Below are 17,402 nucleotides of genomic sequence, written 5' to 3'. Positions count from 1 at the left end.
GCCAAGGCGCTCCCCCGCCAAGGAACAGGTCCACAAGGCGAGGGAGCGCCGGCGGGGGCGTGGAGGGTTATCCCGTGTTGCGCAGCCCGGCGGCGACTCCGTTGACGGTGATCAGCATGGCGCGCTGGAGGCGCTCGTCGATCTCGGCACCGGTCATGCCGTCCGCGGCCTCGGCCCGGACACGGCGCAGCAGTTCCACCTGCAGGTAGCTGATCGGGTCAAGGTACTGGTCCCGGATTTCCAGGGAGCGCTTCAGCGTGGGCTGGGCATCGAGGATCACGTGCTCGCCGGTGAGGTTCTGGATTTCCTCGACGGTGAGCTCATATTCGGCCCGGATGGCGCGGAACAGGTGGTGCAGTTCCTCCGGAACCAGGGTGGAGACGTAGTAGCCCGCAATGTCCATGTCCGTCTTGGCCAGGGTCATCTCGACGTTCGACAGCACCGAACGGAAGAAGTGCCAGCCTTCGATCATCTCCTTGAGCTGGGCCGAATTGCCGGCCTCGCGGGCGGCCTTGAGGCCAGAGCCCACACCGAACCAGCCCGGCACGATCTGCCGCGACTGGGTCCAGCCGAACACCCACGGGATGGCCCGCAGCCCCTCAAGCCCGGCGCCGGAATCGGGCCGCTTGGACGGACGCGATCCGATGTTCAGGGAGCCCAGCTGCTCCACCGGGGTGGAGGCCATGAAGTAGGCGGGCAGGTCCGGGTCCTCGATCAGCGAGCGGTAGCGGGCAAATGCGCCGTCGGAGACGGTTTCCATGACGTCGCCGTAGCGCACGCGCTGGTCCTCCGAGGTGCGCGGGGTGCGGTGCAGCGCGGAACCCTGCAGTACCGCGGCAAGGGAGAGCTCGAGGTTTTCGCGGGCCAGCTCCGGCAGGGAGTACTTGTCCGAGATGACCTCGCCCTGCTCGGTGAACTTGATCTCGCCCTCGAGCACGCCGTTGGGCTGGGCCATGATGGCGTCGTAGGTCGGCCCGCCGCCGCGGCCCACGGAGCCGCCGCGGCCATGGAACAGGCGCACGCGGACGCCGTGCTTCGCTGCCACGTCCCGCAGCTTGCGCTGGGTCTTGTAGATTTCCCACTGGCTGGTCATGACGCCGGATTCCTTGTTGGAGTCCGAGTAGCCGAGCATGATCTCCTGCACGTCGCCGCGGAGCCGGACCAGTTCGCGGTAGGAGGCGTCAGAGAGCAGCTGGTCCACGATCTCGGCCGAGGCGCGCAGCTCGTCCACCGTCTCCAGCAGCGGCGCGAAGCCGATCTTGGCGTAGGGCGCCTCGCCGAAGATGCTGACCAGGCCGGCCTCGCGGGCCAGCACGGCCGCGGCCAGGACGTCGTCCGCGCCGCGGGTCATGGAGATGATGTACGTCTCGATCACATCGGGGCCGTAGGTGCGCAGGGCACGGCGGATCTCCCGGAAGACGTCGTAGGTGCCGTCAGCGAACCCGTCGAGCTTGATCGGGTGGCCGGAGAGCGGGCGCCGGGACGCGAGTTCGGAACCGAGCACCTCAAGCCGCTCGGCGCGGCTGAGTTCCGCGTAGCGGACGCCGGGGCCGCCAAGGCGGTCCATGAGCTGCCCGACGGCGTCGTGGTGGTGGTCGGCGTGCTCGCGGATGTCGAGCGTGGCAAGGTGCAGGCCGAAGGAGGCGATGGCGCGGCGGACCCGGGACAGGGCGCCGTCGGCGGCGAGGGCGGCGTGGTGGTTCCGCAGCGACCGTTCCAGCAGGCCGAGCTCGGCGAGGAGCTCCGCGGTGGCGGTGTAGTCGCGGCCGGGCTCGTGTGCGAACCCGGCCGCGACCCGTTTGCCGGTGTTGATCAGCTTGGCCTTGATGCAGGTGAGCTTGAGCCGGTACGGCTCCTGCGCATTCAGCTCCAGGACGCGGCGGTCCAGACCGGGCAGGTTCTTGAGGTCGACGTCGATCGAGTCCAGGAGTTCCTGATCTGCCCCGGCCAGCGCGGTCGAGTTGGACAGGATGGAGATGAGTCCATCGATCAGCCCGATGCTGATCCGGACGGCGTGCTGGTTTTGGATCTGCAGGATTTCGCGGGTGACGGCGGCCGTGACGTTGGGATTGCCGTCCCGGTCCCCGCCGATCCAGGAGCCGAAGCGGATCGGGGCCTTCTGCGGCGGCAGCGTGACGCCGTGGTCGGCGAGCAGCTCGGAGAGGTCCGAGAGCATTTCCGGCATGGCGTCGCTGAGGATGCCGGTGAGGTAGTAGATGGCGTTCCGGGCCTCGTCCACCGGCGTGGGCCGGACCTGGCGCAGCTCGTCGGTCTGCCACATCTGGTCGATCACCTCGGACAGGTGGCGGTCCTGGCGGCGGCGGGCGGACGTGCCCTCCTGCGTGGATTCGGAAAGAATGTCCGAGAGCCTGCGGATCTTATCCAGCACGGAGCGGCGCGAGGCCTCGGTGGGGTGGGCGGTGAAAATGGGCCGGACGTCGAGCTCGTCGACGACTTCCTGCAGCACGGAGTTCCCGGCCTGGTCCGCGATCTCCTCCACGGCCTTGGCGAGCCAGCCGTCCTTCTCCTGCCGGGTGCGCAGCCCGCGGACCCGGTGGACCTGCTCGGCGGCGTTCGCCAGGTGGAAGTAGAACGCGAAGGCCCGGACCAGGTCGGTGGCCTGGTCCAGCGGCAGGGAGCCGAGCAGCTCGCGGACCTGGGCGACGACGTCGTACGAGCTCCACGGCCCAGTGGCGTCGGCCCCGCCGCGGGCTGCCTCCTTGGATTCCTTGGTCAGCAGGCGCACCTGCTCAACGAGGTCGAGGAGTTCCGGACCGTGCTGGCGGACCAGGGATTCGCCCAGGAGGGTGGAGACCCGGCGCACATCAGCCCGGAGTTCGGTGGCAAGATCGGTGTCGGAATGCATTGCAGTGTTAGCCATGGAAACTATCTTTCGAGGGTTCGACTTGGCTCGTACACTGCGCTGGATACTGTGAGCCCGATTACTTCTTCCCATGGGATGTTACCCGCAGGCACTCCCGGCCAAAATTCCGTCTCAGATAGTGTCACGCAACACAGCACGTCCCGTGCAGCGCCAGTTCGGTTAGCGGGCGATCTTGAAATTGAACTCGCCGGTGCCCAGCGCGCCCCAGAGCCGCAGCCAGATCGGCAGGATCATTTCCGCGCCGCGGGCACTCGTGATGTCCCCGAGGTCGATCACGTCGCGGTGCCCGAGGCCCTTGAGCAGTTCCGTGACGGCGGCCTTGGCGTCGGCGTCGTCGCCGGAGACGAACACCGAGTGGTCGCCGCCGGCCACCCGCGCCGGATTCACCATCACCGACGCCGTCATGGTGTTGAGCGTCTTCACCACCCGGGCGTGCGGGAAGGCCCGCTGGATCTGCTCGCCAAGGCTGTCCGTGTTCACCGGGTTCAGCGACGGCGGCATGCCCTGCGAGAAGTCCAGCGGGTTGGCGATGTCCATGATGACTTTGCCGGAGAGGTTCCCTGTGCCGGCGGCGGCCAGCGCAGCCAGGGAGCCGCCGCCGTGGGTGGCGTTGACGACCAGCTCCGCGCCGGCCGCCGCGTCGCCAAACGCGGCGAGGCCGATTCCGGTGTTCGTTGCCTGCCACTGCGCGAACGGCGGGGTACCCATCCTGTCCGGCTCGGTCCGGGCGAGCGTGGCCTGCGGGTCGCGGGTTCCGATCACGACGTCGTGCCCCAGGCCCGCGAGCGCGCCGGCAATCGTGCGGCCCACCGTACCGGTTCCCATCACCGCGATCTTCATGGCATCCTCGATTCCGCCCGCCAGGGCTCAGCCCGAAATCCGCCGGTAGACAGCTCCGTCTGCCGCTGGACACGAAGCTATCAGACCGGCCTGCCGGCAACAAGGCACCCGGCGGCCCGGGCGGTCGCGCATAGACAGACTTGTCTGTGTAGCATGGTCCCATGACCCTGCCAGCAGCCATCCCGCCGCCGGCCACCCGTGCCCCCGCCGGGCCAGCCAGGGAGAAGATCCTGGCCACGGCCTTCCGGCTCTTTTACGCTCACGGCTTCCGGGCCGGCATCGATACGATCATCGCCGAGTCCGGCGTCGCGAAGGCCACGTTCTACAAGTATTTTCCGGCCAAGGACGACCTCATCCTGGCCTACCTGGAGAAGGCCGACGGCATCTGGACCGGGCAGCTGCACGCCGCCGCCCGCACCGCCGGCGAGGACCCGGCGGCGCAGCTTGCGGGCCTGTTCGATGCCCTGACAACCGCCTGCCGGCGGGACGGCTACCGCGGCTGCGCCTTCATCAACGCGGCCGCCGAGTCGGCCGCCGGCACCAGGGTCCACGACCGGACCGTGGCGCACAAGCAGCAGATCCGCGCCTGGATCCGGGACCTGGCCGCCCGCGCCGGCGCCGGGGACCCGGACCAGCTCGCCCGGAGCCTGGCCCTGCTCCTGGACGGCGGCCTGGCCAGCGGGGTGCTCGACGGCGACCCGGCCGCGGCCAGCGCCGCCAAGGCCACAGCCGCCCAACTCGTGGCGGCCAGCCTCAGAACCCCACCCGCCCCAACTGACTCGCAGCAGGGGTCGTTATGAGGCCTCAAAACGGCCCCTGCTGCCAGCTAGTTGGGCTGAGACCCCTTGGAGGAAACCGATGAACAGCACTGAGCCCGCCGACGACGCCCAGCTTGCCCGCTGGCAGCGGTTCCGGACCAGCCGCAACACGGCCCTCGCGGCCGCGCACGGCTGGCTGACCTTGACCTCCTTCCAGTGGCTCGAGGGCCGGCCGGCCGCCGTCGAGCTCGCCCCCGGGCTCTGGTCCACCGACGGCACGGCGGCGTTCCTCACCGCCGCCGCGGCCGACGGCCTGACCCTCATGGAAAACGGCGAACCCGTGGACGGGACCATCAGCGCCGTACTCGCCGACGAGGAATCACTCATGTGGGTCCAATACGGCGGCGACGACGGCCGCCAGGTGGTGGTGGAGCTCGCCATGCGCGCGGACAAGTACGCGATCCGCACCCGGGACTCCCAGTCACCGGCGTTCACCGAGTTCGACGGCGTACCCACCTTCGACTTCCGCCCGGACCTCGTGGTAGAGGCGAAGTTCATCCCGTATCAGGAGCCCGTGGACGTGCCGATCGGCACCGCCAACCCGCTCGTGGACGGGGTCCACCGCTCGGTCGGCGAACTGGTGTTCCGGCTGCCCGGCACGGACCACGAGTTCCACCTGCAGGCCGAGGAGGAGAAGCTCGGTGCCCTGACGGTGACGTTCCACGACGAGACCAACGGCGAGAGCACGGATGAGTGGCGTAAGGTCTCCACGGCAAGGCCGAGGCCAGATGGCACGGTGGTCCTGGATTTCAACCGTGCCATCAACTACCCCAGCGCCTTCACCCCGTACGGCACGTGCCCCATGCCGGTGAAGAACAACAGCCTGGACTACCGGATCACGGCCGGCGAGAAGGAGCCCGGCCTCTTCTAGACAGCCCCTTCCGGACGGCGTCTTTTAGCGGCTCCTAGACGATTAGGCGATCGCGGACATTCCAGTGACGGCGCGCCCTGCGATCAGGGTGTTGATCTCGAACGAGCCCTCATAGGTGTAGATCGCCTCCGCGTCGGAGAAGATCTTGGCCATCCGGTAGTCGGTGACAATTCCGTTGCCGCCCAGCAGGGACCGGCCCATCGCCACTGTTTCGCGCATCCGGGCGCTTACGTAGGACTTTGCGAGGGCCACCTGCGGCATGTCCGCGGCCCCCTGGTCCTGCAGCTGCGCGATCCGGACCATCATGCCCATGCTGGCCACCGCGTTGCCGAGCATTGTCACCAGCTGCTGCTGGACCAGCTGGAACTTCGCCAGCGGGCGGCCGAACTGCTGGCGTTCGACGGCGTACTGCCGCGCGACGTCGAACGCCGCGAGCTGCTGCCCCACGCCCTGCCAAGCCACCATGATCCGGGAACCGCGCAGGAGCTCGTTGGTGTCCTCGAAGCTGCTGATGCCGGCGAAGCGGTCCGCTTCGGCCACCCGGACGTCAGTGAAGACGATGTCCGCGTTCTGCACCGTGCGCAGCGCGATCTTGTTCTCGATCCGGCTCCGGGCCACCCCCGGCAAGGTGGCATCGACGATGAAGCCGCGGACGCCGCCGTCGGCCTCGTCCCGGGCCCAGACCAGCATGTAGTCGCAAAACGTCCCGTTGCCGATCCAGCGCTTGGCGCCGTTGAGCACCCAGGCGTCGCCGCCGTCGGCCGCGCTTCCGGGAACGCGCCGGGCCCGGGTTTCCATGCCGCCGGCAACGTCCGAGCCGTGGTCCGGCTCGGTGAGGGCGAAGGCGCCGGTGGTGCGAAGGTTCGCCGCGTCCTCGAGCAGGCGCGCCTTCTGCTCCTCGGAGCCAAAGCCGTAGAGCGACTCCACGAAGAGGTCATGGTGGACCAGGAAAAAGGTCGCCAGCGAGGTGTCCACACGGGTCATCTCGGCGATGATGATCCCGGCGAACAGGTTGCTGTAGCCGCGCTGGGCCGGGGCGCTGAGCTCCAAGGCAGCCAGCTTGGGCAGGATGTGGGCCGGGAATTCGGCGTTGTTCCACCAGTCCGTGGCGAAGGGGGCGACCTCGGCAGCCAGGAAGTCCCGCAGCTGCGCCAGCTTGTCCCGCTCCACCGGGCTGAGCAGGGACTCGTAGTCGAAGAAGTCCGCCGTGGGCAGCCCGGCGCCCGTCATTTCGGCCCCATGCGGATGGCACCGTCGAGGCGGATCGTCTCGCCGTTGAGCATGGCGTTCTCCACAATGTGCGCGGCGAGGTTCGCGTATTCGGCGGGGCGGCCCAGCCGCGAGGGATGCGGCACCTGATGGCCCAGCGAGTCCTGCGCCTCCTGCGGCAGCCCGGCCATCATCGGGGTCTCGAAGATGCCCGGGGCAATGGTGACCACCCTGATCAGCGAGCGCGCGAGTTCGCGGGCGATCGGCAGCGTCATGGCGGCCACGGCGCCCTTGGAGGCGGCGTAGGCGGGCTGGCCGATCTGGCCGTCGAACGCGGCAACGGAGGCGGTGTTGATGATGACGCCGCGTTCGGGGCCGCCGAGATCGGTGGCGGCGGGCTCGGTGACCGCCATCGCGGCCGCGGCGAGGCGGATGACGTTGAAGGTGCCCACGAGGTTGATCTGGATGACGCGGTTGAAGCTCTCCAGCGGGAGCACGCCGTCGCGGCCCAGGACCTTCCCCGGGGTGGCGATCCCGGCGCAGTTGACCACGATGCGGAGCGGTCCCAGGGCGACGGCAGCCTCGACGGCGGCCCGGACCTGCGCTTCGTCCGTGACGTCGGCAGGGGCAAAGACGGCTGTGCGGTTGCCGCCGGCCGGGTCCCCGGCGGAGCCGGCGGCACCAGCGGTCAGTTCGGCGGCAAGGGCATCCCCGGCGGAACCCGGCAGGTCCACGAGCACCACCGACGCGCCGGCGTCGAACAGCCGCCTGGCCGTAGCCGCTCCGAGACCCGAGGCCCCGCCCGTAATCAGCGCGACAGTACCCTTGATGTCCATGCATCCTCCTTGATGTGGAACCGAACCCCGGCCGCAATGCCTCGACGCGGGCTACGCTTGCAGCAGCGGCCCACGGGGAACATTAGTTAGTGAATGTTAACTGGAATACGGCCATTCCGCACCTTTGTGCACACGCAGGGACGGCGCGGCCACCGGGCGCAGCCACGCTCCCCGTCCGGACACGCTCCCGCGATTACGCTTGAGCCATGACCCGACCCGCCGCCGCCCCCAACTGGTCCTTCCGCGCGGACGAGGCCGCCCGCTCGGTGACCAGGCTCTTCGGGCAGCGGCTCTTCTTCCTGCCACGGACCCACATAGCGGCCACCGTCCGTCCCTCCGGGAGGCTGAACAACCTGTCCCGGCCCTGGCACTACTGGTGGCAGGCGCATTACCTGGACTGCCTCGTGGACGCCGGCCGCCGCGAACTGGGCTCACCCGAGCACCCGGGCGGCAAATTCGACGGCGAGAACCGGCCCAGCGCCGGGCAGCTCGCCTCCCGGCTGGTCACGGGCATCCGACTGCGCAATTTCCTCACGGTGGTCAACAACTACTACGACGACATGGCCTGGCTAGCCCTGGCCACGCACCGGCTGGACAAGCTCGCCGAGGACACCCGCAAACACGCCGGCCGGGGGCGCAATGCCAAAGTCCTGCAAAGCCTGACCCTGCAGTTCGACTCCGCCTCCACGGACGACCTGGGCGGCGGGACCTTCTGGAGCACCAAGCGCGATTTCAAGAACACACCCGCCACCGCACCCGTGGCCCTTTACTACGCCCGGACAGGCAACCGGGCCAAGGCGCAGGCCCTGCTGGACTGGCTGGACGCCAGGCTCTACGAGCCCGAACAGGGCCTTTACCGGGACGGGCTGCGGATTTCCGGGACAGGGGACGTGGTGCTGGAGGACACGATCTACACCTACAACCAGGGGCCCGTCCTCGGGGCCCTGCTGGAACTCGGGGGCGTGGCCAACCTCGCGCGCGCGGCGGCGCTCGTGGACGCGGTGGCGAACAACCTGACGCAGCCGGCTCCGCTGCTGGGGCGCACCGCCGCGGTGTTGCGCTGCGAGGGAACGGGCGACGGCGGACTCTTCACCGGGATCCTCGTCCGCTACCTTGCCCTGGCCGCCGTCGACGAACGGCTGCCGGCCGAAACCCGGGCCACGGCCGCCGCACTGGTGAACGACACCGCCGAGGCCCTCTGGGAGGGCCGCCGGATCCTCCCGCCGCAGGACCGCCTCGCGCGCCCGGGCAGCCACCTGGTGTTCTCTGACAGCACCGAACTGCCGGCCCGCCGCAGCTATCCGGAGGGCGCCGCCGTCGAACTCTCCACCCAACTCCAGGCCTGGATGGTGCTCGAGGCGGCCGCATCGATCGCCCCGGCACCCACCCGGTGACCGAAATTCAATTACGTCACGCAACAGTTTCGTAATTCATGTGATCCTGATCACTTAATGCGGCTTCGGGTTGGTCGCTTAGGTTTGGCTAACCTACAGTCTTTCGTAGTGAGCATGCCCTAACTCCCCCGCTCACGGGGGTCAGGGCACCGACGACGAATTCTTTGCAGAAAGTAGCCCCATGAAGATCCGCAACAACGCGCTGGCGGGCATCGCCCTGGCAGCCACCGCCGCTCTGGGTCTGGCCGCCTGCGGCTCCGGTTCGGCTGCCCCGGCTGGCAGCAGTGCAGCGGCCGGCGGCTCGTCCGCCGGCGAGATCACGGTCTATAACGCCCAGCACGAGTCCCTGACCAAAGAATGGGTGGACGCCTTCACGGCCGAAACCGGTATCAAGGTCACCCTGCGCCAGGGCGACGACACCGAGATGTCGAACCAGATCATCCAGGAGGGCCAGGCCTCCCCGGCGGATGTCTTCCTCACCGAGAACTCCCCCGCCATGGCCCAGGTGGAAAACGCCGGCCTGTTCGCGGACGTGGACAAGGCCACCGTGGACCAGGTTCCCGCCGAGTTCCGCCCCTCCACCAACAAGTGGACCGGCATCGCGGCCCGCTCCACCGTGCTGGTCTATGACAAGACCAAGATCAGCGAGGACAAGCTGCCCAAGTCCATGCTGGACCTGGCCAACCCCGAGTGGAAGGGCAAGTGGGCAGCCTCGCCGTCCGGCGCCGACTTCCAGGCGATCGTCTCGGCCCTGCTCGAGCTAAAGGGCGAAGCCGCCACGCAGGCATGGCTCAAGGGCATGAAGGAAAACTCCAAGGCGTACAAGGGCAACAGCACGGCCATGAAGGCCGTCAACGCCGGCGAAGTCGACTCCGCCCTCATCTACCACTACTACTACTACGGCGATCAGGCCAAGACCGGCGAGAACTCCAACAAGGTCACGCCGTTCTACTTCAAGAACCAGGACCCGGGCGCATTCGTCTCCATCTCCGGCGGCGGTGTCCTGAAGTCCTCGAAGAACGCAGCAGCTGCCCAGGCGTTCCTGAAGTTCATCACCGGCAAGAAGGGCCAGGAAGTACTCCAGAAGGGCACGTCCTTCGAGTACGCCGTCGCCTCGGACGTCCCGTCCAACGACAAGCTGGTTCCGCTGAAGGAGCTGCAGGCCCCCACAGTGGATCCGGCCAAGCTCAACTCCTCTAAGGTCACCGAGCTGATGACCCAGGCAGGACTGCTGTAACTGAAGTGAGTAGCAAGCTGGCGGTCCCCGGAATTTCGGGGGACACGACGACGGCGGGCAGGGGCAAGCGCCCCCGCCCGCCTTTCGGCGTTTCTGTTGTATCCATCATTGCGGTCCTGATCGCCCTGTTCTCCCTGGTGCCGCTGGCCTACGTGATCTTCATGACGGCCTCCACCGGCTGGGACACGGCCGCTGCCCTGATCATCCGCCCGCGCGTGGGCGAGCTCCTGCTGAACACCGTGCTGCTGACCGTGGTGACCGTGCCGCTGTGCCTGGTCCTGGGCGTCGGCGGCGCGTGGCTCGTCGAGCGCACCAACCTCGTCGGCCGGAAGTGGTGGGCCGTGCTGCTCGCCGCCCCGCTGGCCATCCCCGCCTTCGTCAACAGCTACGCCTGGGTTTCCGCGGTGCCGTCCCTCGGCGGGCTGTGGTCCGGGGTCCTGATCGCCACGCTGTCGTATTTCCCGCTTGTCTATATCCCGGCCGCCGCGACGCTCAGCCGCCTGGATCCGGCGATCGAACAGTCCGCTGCGTCCCTCGGGCTCGGTGCCTGGCGTGCGTTCTTCCGCGTGGTGCTGCCGCAGCTGCGCATCGCCATGACCGGCGGCGGGCTGCTGGTCGCGCTGCATCTGCTGGCCGAATACGGGGCGTTCGCGATGATCCGCTTCGACACCTTCACCACCGCGATCATGGTGCAGTACCAGTCCACGTTCAACGGCACCGCCGGGAACATGCTGGCCAGCGTCCTGGTGTTCCTGTGCCTGATCCTGCTGCTTGTGGAGGTCCGCAGCCGCGGCAGCGCCCGGTACGCCCGGATCGGCTCCGGCGCCCAGGCGCGCGCCCTGCGCCTGCCCCTGCGCGCCTACCAGTTCCCCGCCCAGCTGTTCCTGATAGTCCTCGTCGGACTCGCCTTCGGCCTGCCGCTGACGTTCGTGCTGCGCTGGATCGTCACCGGCGGCCCGGATATCTGGGCTGCCGAGGAGTTCATGCCGGCCCTCCTGCAGACCCTGGCATATGGCCTCGCCGCGGCCGTCGTCACCACCGTGGTCGCGTTCCCCATGGCCTACCTCGCCGTGCGGCGCCCCAGCTGGTTCAGTAAATCCTTGGAGCTCTCCAACTACATCACCAGCTCCATGCCCGGGATTGTGGTGGGCCTGGCCTTCGTGACCGTCAGCATCCGGATGGTGCCCAGCATGTACCAGACCTCGGCGCTGCTGATCGCGGCCTACGTGCTGTTGTTCCTCCCCCGGGCCCTCGTGAACATCCGCTCGGGGCTGTCCCAGGCACCGAAGGAACTCGACGAGGCCGCCCAGGTGCTCGGCAAACCGCCACTGCTGGCCTTCCTCCGCGTGACGCTGCGCCTCACGGCCCCCGCCGCGGCCGGCGGCGCGGCCCTGGTGTTCCTCGGGATCGTCAACGAGCTCACGGCCACCCTGCTGCTCTCGCCCAACGGGACGCGTACCCTCGCCACCGAGTTCTGGAGCAAGAGCAGCGAGATCGACTACGCCGGCGCCGCCCCGTACGCGCTGCTGATGATCGTGATCTCGGCGCCCATGACCTATCTCCTCTTCCAGCAGTCCAAGAAAGTAGCCGGACAGTGACCGATATCCACCCGTCGCGCGAGGCCCCCTCCCGTCTCCCCGAGCCGCGGATCGCGGCTTCCGTGGCGCCCAGCACCAACAGCCACCTGGAAATTGACGCGGTCACCAAGAACTTTGGCTCCCAGGCCGTCCTCCAGGGCGTCAATCTCTCCGTCGCAAAAGGCGGAACGACGGCGATCGTGGGACCGTCCGGCTCCGGAAAGACCACACTCCTGCGCCTGATTGCCGGCTTCGAACACCCCGACACCGGCAGCATCGCGCTCAACGGGAGCAAGGTGGCGGGAGAGAACGCCTGGGTCCCCGCCCACAAGCGCCACGTCGGCTACGTGGCCCAGGACGGCGCCTTGTTCCCGCACCTGACGGTCGGGCAGAACATCTCCTTTGGCCTGGACGCCTCGCAACTGCCCGGCGGGCACCGCGGCGTCAAGGCGCGGGTTGGCGAACTGCTGGAAATGGTCTCCCTGGACCCGGCCATGGCCAAGCGCCGCCCGCACCAGCTCTCCGGCGGCCAGCAGCAGCGCGTGGCCCTGGCCCGGGCGCTGGCCCGCAAGCCCGCGCTCATGTTGCTGGACGAGCCATTCTCCGCCCTGGACGCCGGCCTGCGCGTGGCCACACGCCGCGCCGTGGCCCAGGTCCTGAAAGACGCCGGCGTGACCACGATCCTGGTCACGCACGACCAGGCCGAGGCGCTGTCCTTCGCCGACCAGGTGGCGGTGATGCGGGGCGGCAGGCTGGCCCAGATCGGCAACCCGTTCGTCGTCTACACCCGCCCGGCGGACCGCGCCACCGCCGAATTCCTCGGTGACGCCGTCATCCTGGATGCCTGGATGGAAGGCTCCCTGGCCACGTGCTCGCTCGGCGGGATCCCCGTCCGCCGCCCGCCGGCCCAGGGCCGGGTCCAGCTGATGCTGCGGCCCGAGCAGATCCGCATTTCCGAGGACGGCCCTATCCGCGGCACCGTGGTGGATACCGACTACTTCGGCCCCGAGACCACGGTGCGGCTCCAGCTCCCCGTTCCGCCGGTCCTTGCTGCCGGCGCCGTTCCGGACCACCGCTACCCCGGCGGCGGCGAAATCATCACCATCCGGCACTGGAACGCCTCGATCGCCCGACCCGGCACGGAGCTCCGTCTCCGCGTGGTGGGCGAGGCCGTGGCCTTTCCCGTGGATGGGCCGCCGTCCCCGTAATCGTGTCCTGGAGATAGGGTGGGGCGCATGACTGTTCAGCCAGGCCTGCACCGCCAATACTGCTCTGTTGCCGCGCCCACGCAGCTGTGGCTCGATCCGGACGGCCGCCTGGCCGGCGAGGTGAAGCCGCCCGGGGCCGGTGACCCTGCTGATCCGGCCGGGTTCACCGGGCTCCTCCACGGCGACACCAGGATGCTCTCCCGGGCACTGGTGCGAGTCAACGGCCTGGAACCCGAACCTGCGACCGTCGAGGCCGAGCCCGGCGGCATCCTGCGCGTCCGTGGCCTGGTCCGGGGCATCCCGGGCCCCACGGAGGATCCCGCCGTCGAACTCCTCCAGACCTGGACCGTGACTCCGGGCCTGGTGCGGCACACCCTGCAGCTGCGGACCTCACTGGATTCCCTCGACGTTGACGTCGAGGTCGAGCTCGCCGCCGACTTCACCGACATGGCCCAGATCCGCCTCAGCCGCTTCCGTGACCCGTCCGCGCCGATCGCCGCCGACGACTCAGCGCTGCGCTGGAGGGAGGACGGCAAGGCCCTGGCCGTGGCGGCCCCCGGCGCCGTCACCCCGGAGGGCCGCCTCGCCTGGCGCGGGACCTTGGGCCGGGGCCGGCCCTTCGAGGCCGAATGGCAGGCCGTCGTCACCGACGATGACGACGCCGTCGTGGCGGCCCGCCCGCCCGCGGCCAGCACGGCCGCGGCGGCCAGTATGCCTGCGTCCCGCCTGCCCCGGCCGGCCGGCGCCCTGGGCCTGCTGCTGGACAACTCCCTCGATGAAGTGGCCGGGCTCCGGCTGGCCACCCGGCAGCTGCCGGACGCGCCGTTCATTGCCGCCGGAGCGCCCTGGTACTTCACCTTGTTCGGGCGGGATTCGCTGTGGGCGGCACGGCTGTTGCTGCCCCTGGACACCGGGGTGGACACGGGCCTGGCGGCGGGGACACTGCGCGCACTGGCTGCCTTCCAGGGCACCAGGACGGACGCGGCGGCCGCCGAGGAGCCCGGCAAGATCCTGCACGAGCTGCGGTCCAAGGAACTGGTGCTGGAGAGCCAGGGCCTGCGCCTGCCTCCGGTGTACTTCGGGGCCGTGGATTCAACCCCGCTGTGGCTATGCCTGCTGGCCGAACTCTGGCGCTCCGGCCGGGACGAGGCCGCTGTCCGGTTCCTGCTGCCGAACGCGGCCCGCGCCGCCCAGTGGCTGCTCGCCGCCGGCACACCGGGCAGCTCAACGGCACCGGGCAGCTCAGCGGAACCGGGCAGCTCAGTGGGCAACGGCGGATTCCTCAGCTACCGTGACGCGTCGGGGCACGGCCTGAGCAACCAGGGCTGGAAGGACTCCCGGGACGCCATGCAGTTCCGCGACGGCCGGCAGGCCGAGGGGCCGATCGCCCTGTCCGAGGTGCAGGGCTACGCGTACCAGGCAGCAGTGGAAACGGCGGAACTGTTCGACGCCTTCGGGGAACCGAGCGGCCAGGCGCTGCGCGACTTCGCAGCAGCCCTCCGGCTCAGGTTCCGCGAGCGCTTCTGGGTTGCGGACGACGCCGGGGCGTTCCCGGCCATGGCCCTGGACGGCCACGGGGTTGCCCTGGATGTCCCTGGCTCGAACATGGGGCACCTGCTGGGCACGGGCATCCTGGACGCCGCCGAGGCCCGGATCGTGGCGGACCGGATGGTCAGCCCCGAGCTGTTCTCCGGCTACGGTGTGCACACGATTTCGCGGCGGGCCGCAGGGTTCTGGCCGTTCAGCTACCACTGCGGCTCGGTCTGGAGCCACGACACCGCCATCGCGATCCGCGGCCTCCTGGCCGACGGTTTCATCGCCGAGGCCCGGACCCTGGCCGACGGCCTGCTCGCGGCGGCAGCCTCCTTCGGGCACCGGCTGCCGGAGGTGTTCGCCGGGGTGCGGGCCGAGGACTCGGGCGTTGCGGTGCCTTATCCGGCGTCGTGCCACCCGCAGGCATGGTCCTCAGCCTCGGCTGTGGTGATCGCCCAGGCGATGGGCGCCGGGCTCTGACGGGACGGGCTCTGCCAGAACGGGCTCTGCCGGAACGGGCTCTGCCGGGATTGGCCCTGCCGGCCGCGGGGCCTGGGCGGCCCGCAGCCCGTCTGCAAGGATTACGATCCCGATAACGGCGAGCGCCAGGCCCATCGAGGCGAGCACGTCCGTCAGCCAGTGGTAGCCCAGATACAGGCGGCTTAGGGCGACCACCAGCGTCACCGCGGCGGCCGCCGTGAAGCCGAGTATCGCCGTCGACTGTTTGCCCGTCCGTGTCCCGCGGCCCGCCACCAGCAGGTAACACAGGACGCCCAGGAAGACGCCGGCGCCGAAGGTATGGCCGGACGGGAAGGACAGTGCGTCGTCCGGTCCCAGCAGGAAGTCGCTGGCGGCGGCCCTGCCGCGGCCGACGTCGTCCTTGATCAGCGTGGACACCGCGAACGTTGCGGCCATGGCGCCGATGAGCAGGCCGGGGCGCCAGAGTTCGCGTTTCCAGGCCGCCCAGGCCAGTGCCAGCGCGCAGCCAATCACGGTCATCCACAGCGGCGACGTCACCGTGGTCACGGCCGTCAGGAGTGCGGTGGCGAGGGGGTTGCGGGACGCCACGAGCCCGTCGTGCACGGGCCCGTCCAGGGCGGCCACGCCGCTCTTGGACTGCACCGCGGCGAGCACGGTCCAGAAAATCGTCTCGCCCGCGATCAGCAGGCCCGCGGCCACGAAGAAGAGCCGGCGCTGGGACGGCAGCGGCAGGCGGGCAGGGGGACGCGGAGCACGCTGGGCAAGGAGCATCGCCCAATCCTGCCAGTGCCAACTACCTGCAACCCGGACGGCCGCTGGGAATTCTCTGGAATGCGCCCGCATCGGCGGCAGCAGGGACGCCCGATAGGGCCCGGTTGTTACGGCTCCGGTTGTTATGGTTCCGGTTGTTATGGTTCCGGTTGTTATGGTTCCGGCGGCCGCTTGGTCTGCGGGTACGGCGTTTCGAACCGGGCCAGCATGTCCACGAACCCGGCGATCTTCCGCTCCCGGGTGGAGGCCTGCTTGACCGAGTTCGTGCGGTAGATCAACGCGAACCGGTTCACGGAGGTCAGGACCTCGAACATCGCCTGCGCCCTGGGCTCCGCCGCGATGGCCGCGGCGAGGTCGTCCGGCACCTCCGCCGTCGCGGAGCCGGAATAGGCGGCCTCCCAGCGCCCGTCCGCCTTGGCGGCAGCGACGGCGGCCTGGCCGGCCGGGGCCATCCGCCCCGCTGACTCCAGTCGTTCAATCCGCTCCACGTTCCGCGCGGACCACACGCTCCTGGGTCCCCGCCGGGTCATCCGCTGGAAGGAGCTCTCCTCGTCCCGCCGCCGGCCCTGCCCGTCGATCCAGCCGAAACACAGCGCCTCCTGCAGCGCGGCCTCGTAGTCCAGCTCGGTGACGGAGCCGCCCTTCTTGTGCAGCACGAGCCACACGCCGGGACTCTGCGCGTGGTGCTGCTCCAGCCAGGCGCGCCACTGGGCGGCATCCTTCACCAGCAATTCCTCGAGTTCAACAGCCATGGCACCATTGTGCTCCGCGGGGCTGACCGGATGAGCGCTTTGGTGGCACCATGTCTTGTGGAGCCACAACCGTCCTAGCAAGGAGATCCCTATGCTGCGCGTCCGCCCGATCCACTACACCTCCCGCATGGACCAGTGGGAGCGTCTGCTGTCCGCCCTTGGCATGGTGCGGACGGTCGACCACGGCGATTGGCAGGAGTTCGACGCCGGCTCGGGCCGCCTCGCGCTGCACCGCGTAGCCGCAGGCGCCGAAGCCGGCAGTGCCGGTGCCGGTGCCGGTGCCGGTGCCGGTGCCGGTGAACATGGGAACATGCTGGACGGCGGGACGGACTTCGGCGTCGAAGTCGGAGACCTTGCCGAGTTCGCGCGCCGTACCAACCTCGCCGGAGTGGAGGACGGGACCGCCCCGGCCGAGCTGGTCAGCGCCCGCCACGGCGACACCTGCCGCATCACCGGCGTGGACGGGTTCGGCTTCTTCGCGGACAAGGCCGCCCACGGCGCGCAGTGCGCGGACGCCGATCCTGCCCTCGCCGTCGTCGAAGTCTGGTTCACGCCGGACGCTGCCGCCGCCGCCCAAACCCTGCGGAACATGGGCGCCCGGCTGCGCCCGGCCCCGGACAATGACGAAACGGCGGACTTCACGGCGAAGAACGGCGGCGTGCTGATGGTGCGCCCGGCCACCGGCGCCGCCCGGTCCGGCCTCGGCTTTGAATACGCGGGCGACCTCACCGCCCTGCGGGACCGGTTGGCGGCCGCGGGCCACCGGGCCACCCTGACGGAAGAGGCTTTCGTGCGGACCCTGCACGTGGCCAATCCGGACGCAGCCGGCAGCGCCGCGCACCCCCACGACCTCTGGATCGCCTCGGCCCCGGCGGAGGACTGAGCCGGAAGCGTGGCGTGCTGCCCGGTTGCCGCACTGTCGGTGCCGCGGCATTGGGTATCTGCCCATTTCGGGGGGCCCAAACGGGTGGAAACTTCCATTGAAACGTGAT

Annotated in this window: 14 protein-coding genes; 8 read left to right on the top strand and 6 right to left on the bottom strand. The window is 69.5% G+C overall.

Going from position 1 to position 17,402, the window contains the following annotated elements:
* Positions 1-67: 67 nt before the first annotated feature.
* Both ppc and ACFVTM_RS03640 read right to left on the bottom strand, forming a co-directional pair.
* Positions 68-2,881, bottom strand: a complete 2,814-nt coding sequence (gene ppc, locus ACFVTM_RS03645) for a phosphoenolpyruvate carboxylase (RefSeq protein ID WP_390202003.1) — start codon at positions 2,879-2,881, stop codon at positions 68-70.
* A gap of 162 nt (positions 2,882-3,043) precedes the next feature.
* Positions 3,044-3,724, bottom strand: coding sequence for an NADPH-dependent F420 reductase (locus ACFVTM_RS03640; protein WP_390202002.1), 681 nt, complete (start codon positions 3,722-3,724; stop codon positions 3,044-3,046).
* Positions 3,725-3,885: 161 nt separating this feature from the next.
* On the opposite strand from ACFVTM_RS03640, the gene ACFVTM_RS03635 reads away from it, so the two are divergent.
* Together ACFVTM_RS03635 and ACFVTM_RS03630 are read left to right on the top strand one after the other, a co-directional pair.
* A complete protein-coding gene (locus ACFVTM_RS03635; protein ID WP_390202001.1) occupies positions 3,886-4,524 on the top strand; it encodes a TetR/AcrR family transcriptional regulator in 639 nt (212 codons plus the stop codon).
* A 58-nt stretch (positions 4,525-4,582) separates the two neighbouring features.
* The gene (locus ACFVTM_RS03630; RefSeq protein ID WP_390202000.1) at positions 4,583-5,413 is read left to right on the top strand and encodes a DUF1684 domain-containing protein; all 831 of its coding nucleotides are present in this window, start codon (positions 4,583-4,585) and stop codon (positions 5,411-5,413) included.
* A 42-nt stretch (positions 5,414-5,455) separates the two neighbouring features.
* On the opposite strand, the gene ACFVTM_RS03625 is transcribed toward ACFVTM_RS03630, so the two are convergent.
* Together ACFVTM_RS03625 and ACFVTM_RS03620 are read right to left on the bottom strand one after the other, a co-directional pair.
* Positions 5,456-6,643 (bottom strand): acyl-CoA dehydrogenase family protein, encoded by a 1,188-nt coding sequence (locus tag ACFVTM_RS03625; RefSeq protein ID WP_390201999.1) that lies wholly within the window; start codon positions 6,641-6,643, stop codon positions 5,456-5,458.
* Positions 6,640-7,458, bottom strand: coding sequence for an SDR family NAD(P)-dependent oxidoreductase (locus ACFVTM_RS03620; protein ID WP_390201998.1), 819 nt, complete (start codon positions 7,456-7,458; stop codon positions 6,640-6,642). Before ACFVTM_RS03620 ends, ACFVTM_RS03625 begins: the two co-directional genes overlap by 4 nt.
* A gap of 206 nt (positions 7,459-7,664) precedes the next feature.
* Between ACFVTM_RS03620 and ACFVTM_RS03615 the strand changes: the two genes are divergently transcribed.
* The 5 genes from ACFVTM_RS03615 to ACFVTM_RS03595 all read left to right on the top strand — a co-directional run bounded on the left by ACFVTM_RS03615 (position 7,665) and on the right by ACFVTM_RS03595 (position 14,887).
* The gene (locus ACFVTM_RS03615; protein ID WP_390201997.1) at positions 7,665-8,852 is read left to right on the top strand and encodes a glycoside hydrolase family 76 protein; all 1,188 of its coding nucleotides are present in this window, start codon (positions 7,665-7,667) and stop codon (positions 8,850-8,852) included.
* Positions 8,853-9,033: 181 nt separating this feature from the next.
* Positions 9,034-10,089 carry an iron ABC transporter substrate-binding protein gene (locus tag ACFVTM_RS03610; protein ID WP_390201996.1) on the top strand — a complete coding sequence of 352 codons (1,056 nt, stop codon included), beginning with the start codon at positions 9,034-9,036 and terminating at the stop codon, positions 10,087-10,089.
* 5 nt (positions 10,090-10,094) lie between these two features.
* The gene (locus tag ACFVTM_RS03605) at positions 10,095-11,687 is read left to right on the top strand and encodes an ABC transporter permease (protein ID WP_390201995.1); all 1,593 of its coding nucleotides are present in this window, start codon (positions 10,095-10,097) and stop codon (positions 11,685-11,687) included.
* 5 nt (positions 11,688-11,692) lie between these two features.
* A complete protein-coding gene (locus ACFVTM_RS03600) occupies positions 11,693-12,874 on the top strand; it encodes an ABC transporter ATP-binding protein (protein ID WP_390202106.1) in 1,182 nt (393 codons plus the stop codon).
* A gap of 27 nt (positions 12,875-12,901) precedes the next feature.
* On the top strand, positions 12,902-14,887 hold the full coding sequence (locus ACFVTM_RS03595) for a glycogen debranching N-terminal domain-containing protein (protein ID WP_390201994.1): 1,986 nt from the start codon (positions 12,902-12,904) through the stop codon (positions 14,885-14,887).
* Here ACFVTM_RS03595 and ACFVTM_RS03590 read toward each other — a convergent pair.
* Together ACFVTM_RS03590 and ACFVTM_RS03585 are read right to left on the bottom strand one after the other, a co-directional pair.
* A complete protein-coding gene (locus ACFVTM_RS03590; RefSeq protein ID WP_390201993.1) occupies positions 14,840-15,658 on the bottom strand; it encodes a phosphatase PAP2 family protein in 819 nt (272 codons plus the stop codon). The two genes, ACFVTM_RS03595 and ACFVTM_RS03590, sit on opposite strands and share 48 nt — an antisense overlap.
* 152 nt (positions 15,659-15,810) lie before the next feature.
* The gene (locus ACFVTM_RS03585; protein ID WP_390201992.1) at positions 15,811-16,410 is read right to left on the bottom strand and encodes a YdeI family protein; all 600 of its coding nucleotides are present in this window, start codon (positions 16,408-16,410) and stop codon (positions 15,811-15,813) included.
* A gap of 91 nt (positions 16,411-16,501) precedes the next feature.
* On the opposite strand from ACFVTM_RS03585, the gene ACFVTM_RS03580 reads away from it, so the two are divergent.
* Complete coding sequence (locus ACFVTM_RS03580) at positions 16,502-17,293, top strand: VOC family protein (protein WP_390201991.1); 792 nt, start codon at positions 16,502-16,504, stop codon at positions 17,291-17,293.
* Positions 17,294-17,402 lie beyond the last annotated feature (109 nt).

Origin of the sequence: Arthrobacter sp. NPDC058130, assembly GCF_042884475.1 — a bacterium.
In the GTDB taxonomy this organism is placed as follows: domain Bacteria; phylum Actinomycetota; class Actinomycetes; order Actinomycetales; family Micrococcaceae; genus Arthrobacter.
This window is presented reverse-complemented; position numbering and strand designations above follow the sequence as displayed.

Excerpts from the sequence above, each read along its gene's own strand:
- ppc (WP_390202003.1), bottom strand. The coding sequence starts at position 2,881 with ATGGCTAACACTGCAATGCATTCCGACACCGATCTTGCCACCGAACTC.
- ACFVTM_RS03640 (WP_390202002.1), bottom strand. The coding sequence starts at position 3,724 with ATGAAGATCGCGGTGATGGGAACCGGTACGGTGGGCCGCACGATTGCC.
- ACFVTM_RS03635 (WP_390202001.1), top strand. The coding sequence starts at position 3,886 with ATGACCCTGCCAGCAGCCATCCCGCCGCCGGCCACCCGTGCCCCCGCC.
- ACFVTM_RS03630 (WP_390202000.1), top strand. The coding sequence starts at position 4,583 with ATGAACAGCACTGAGCCCGCCGACGACGCCCAGCTTGCCCGCTGGCAG.
- ACFVTM_RS03625 (WP_390201999.1), bottom strand. The coding sequence starts at position 6,643 with ATGACGGGCGCCGGGCTGCCCACGGCGGACTTCTTCGACTACGAGTCC.
- ACFVTM_RS03620 (WP_390201998.1), bottom strand. The coding sequence starts at position 7,458 with ATGGACATCAAGGGTACTGTCGCGCTGATTACGGGCGGGGCCTCGGGT.
- ACFVTM_RS03615 (WP_390201997.1), top strand. The coding sequence starts at position 7,665 with ATGACCCGACCCGCCGCCGCCCCCAACTGGTCCTTCCGCGCGGACGAG.
- ACFVTM_RS03610 (WP_390201996.1), top strand. The coding sequence starts at position 9,034 with ATGAAGATCCGCAACAACGCGCTGGCGGGCATCGCCCTGGCAGCCACC.
- ACFVTM_RS03595 (WP_390201994.1), top strand. The coding sequence starts at position 12,902 with ATGACTGTTCAGCCAGGCCTGCACCGCCAATACTGCTCTGTTGCCGCG.
- ACFVTM_RS03590 (WP_390201993.1), bottom strand. The coding sequence starts at position 15,658 with ATGCTCCTTGCCCAGCGTGCTCCGCGTCCCCCTGCCCGCCTGCCGCTG.
- ACFVTM_RS03585 (WP_390201992.1), bottom strand. The coding sequence starts at position 16,410 with ATGGCTGTTGAACTCGAGGAATTGCTGGTGAAGGATGCCGCCCAGTGG.
- ACFVTM_RS03580 (WP_390201991.1), top strand. The coding sequence starts at position 16,502 with ATGCTGCGCGTCCGCCCGATCCACTACACCTCCCGCATGGACCAGTGG.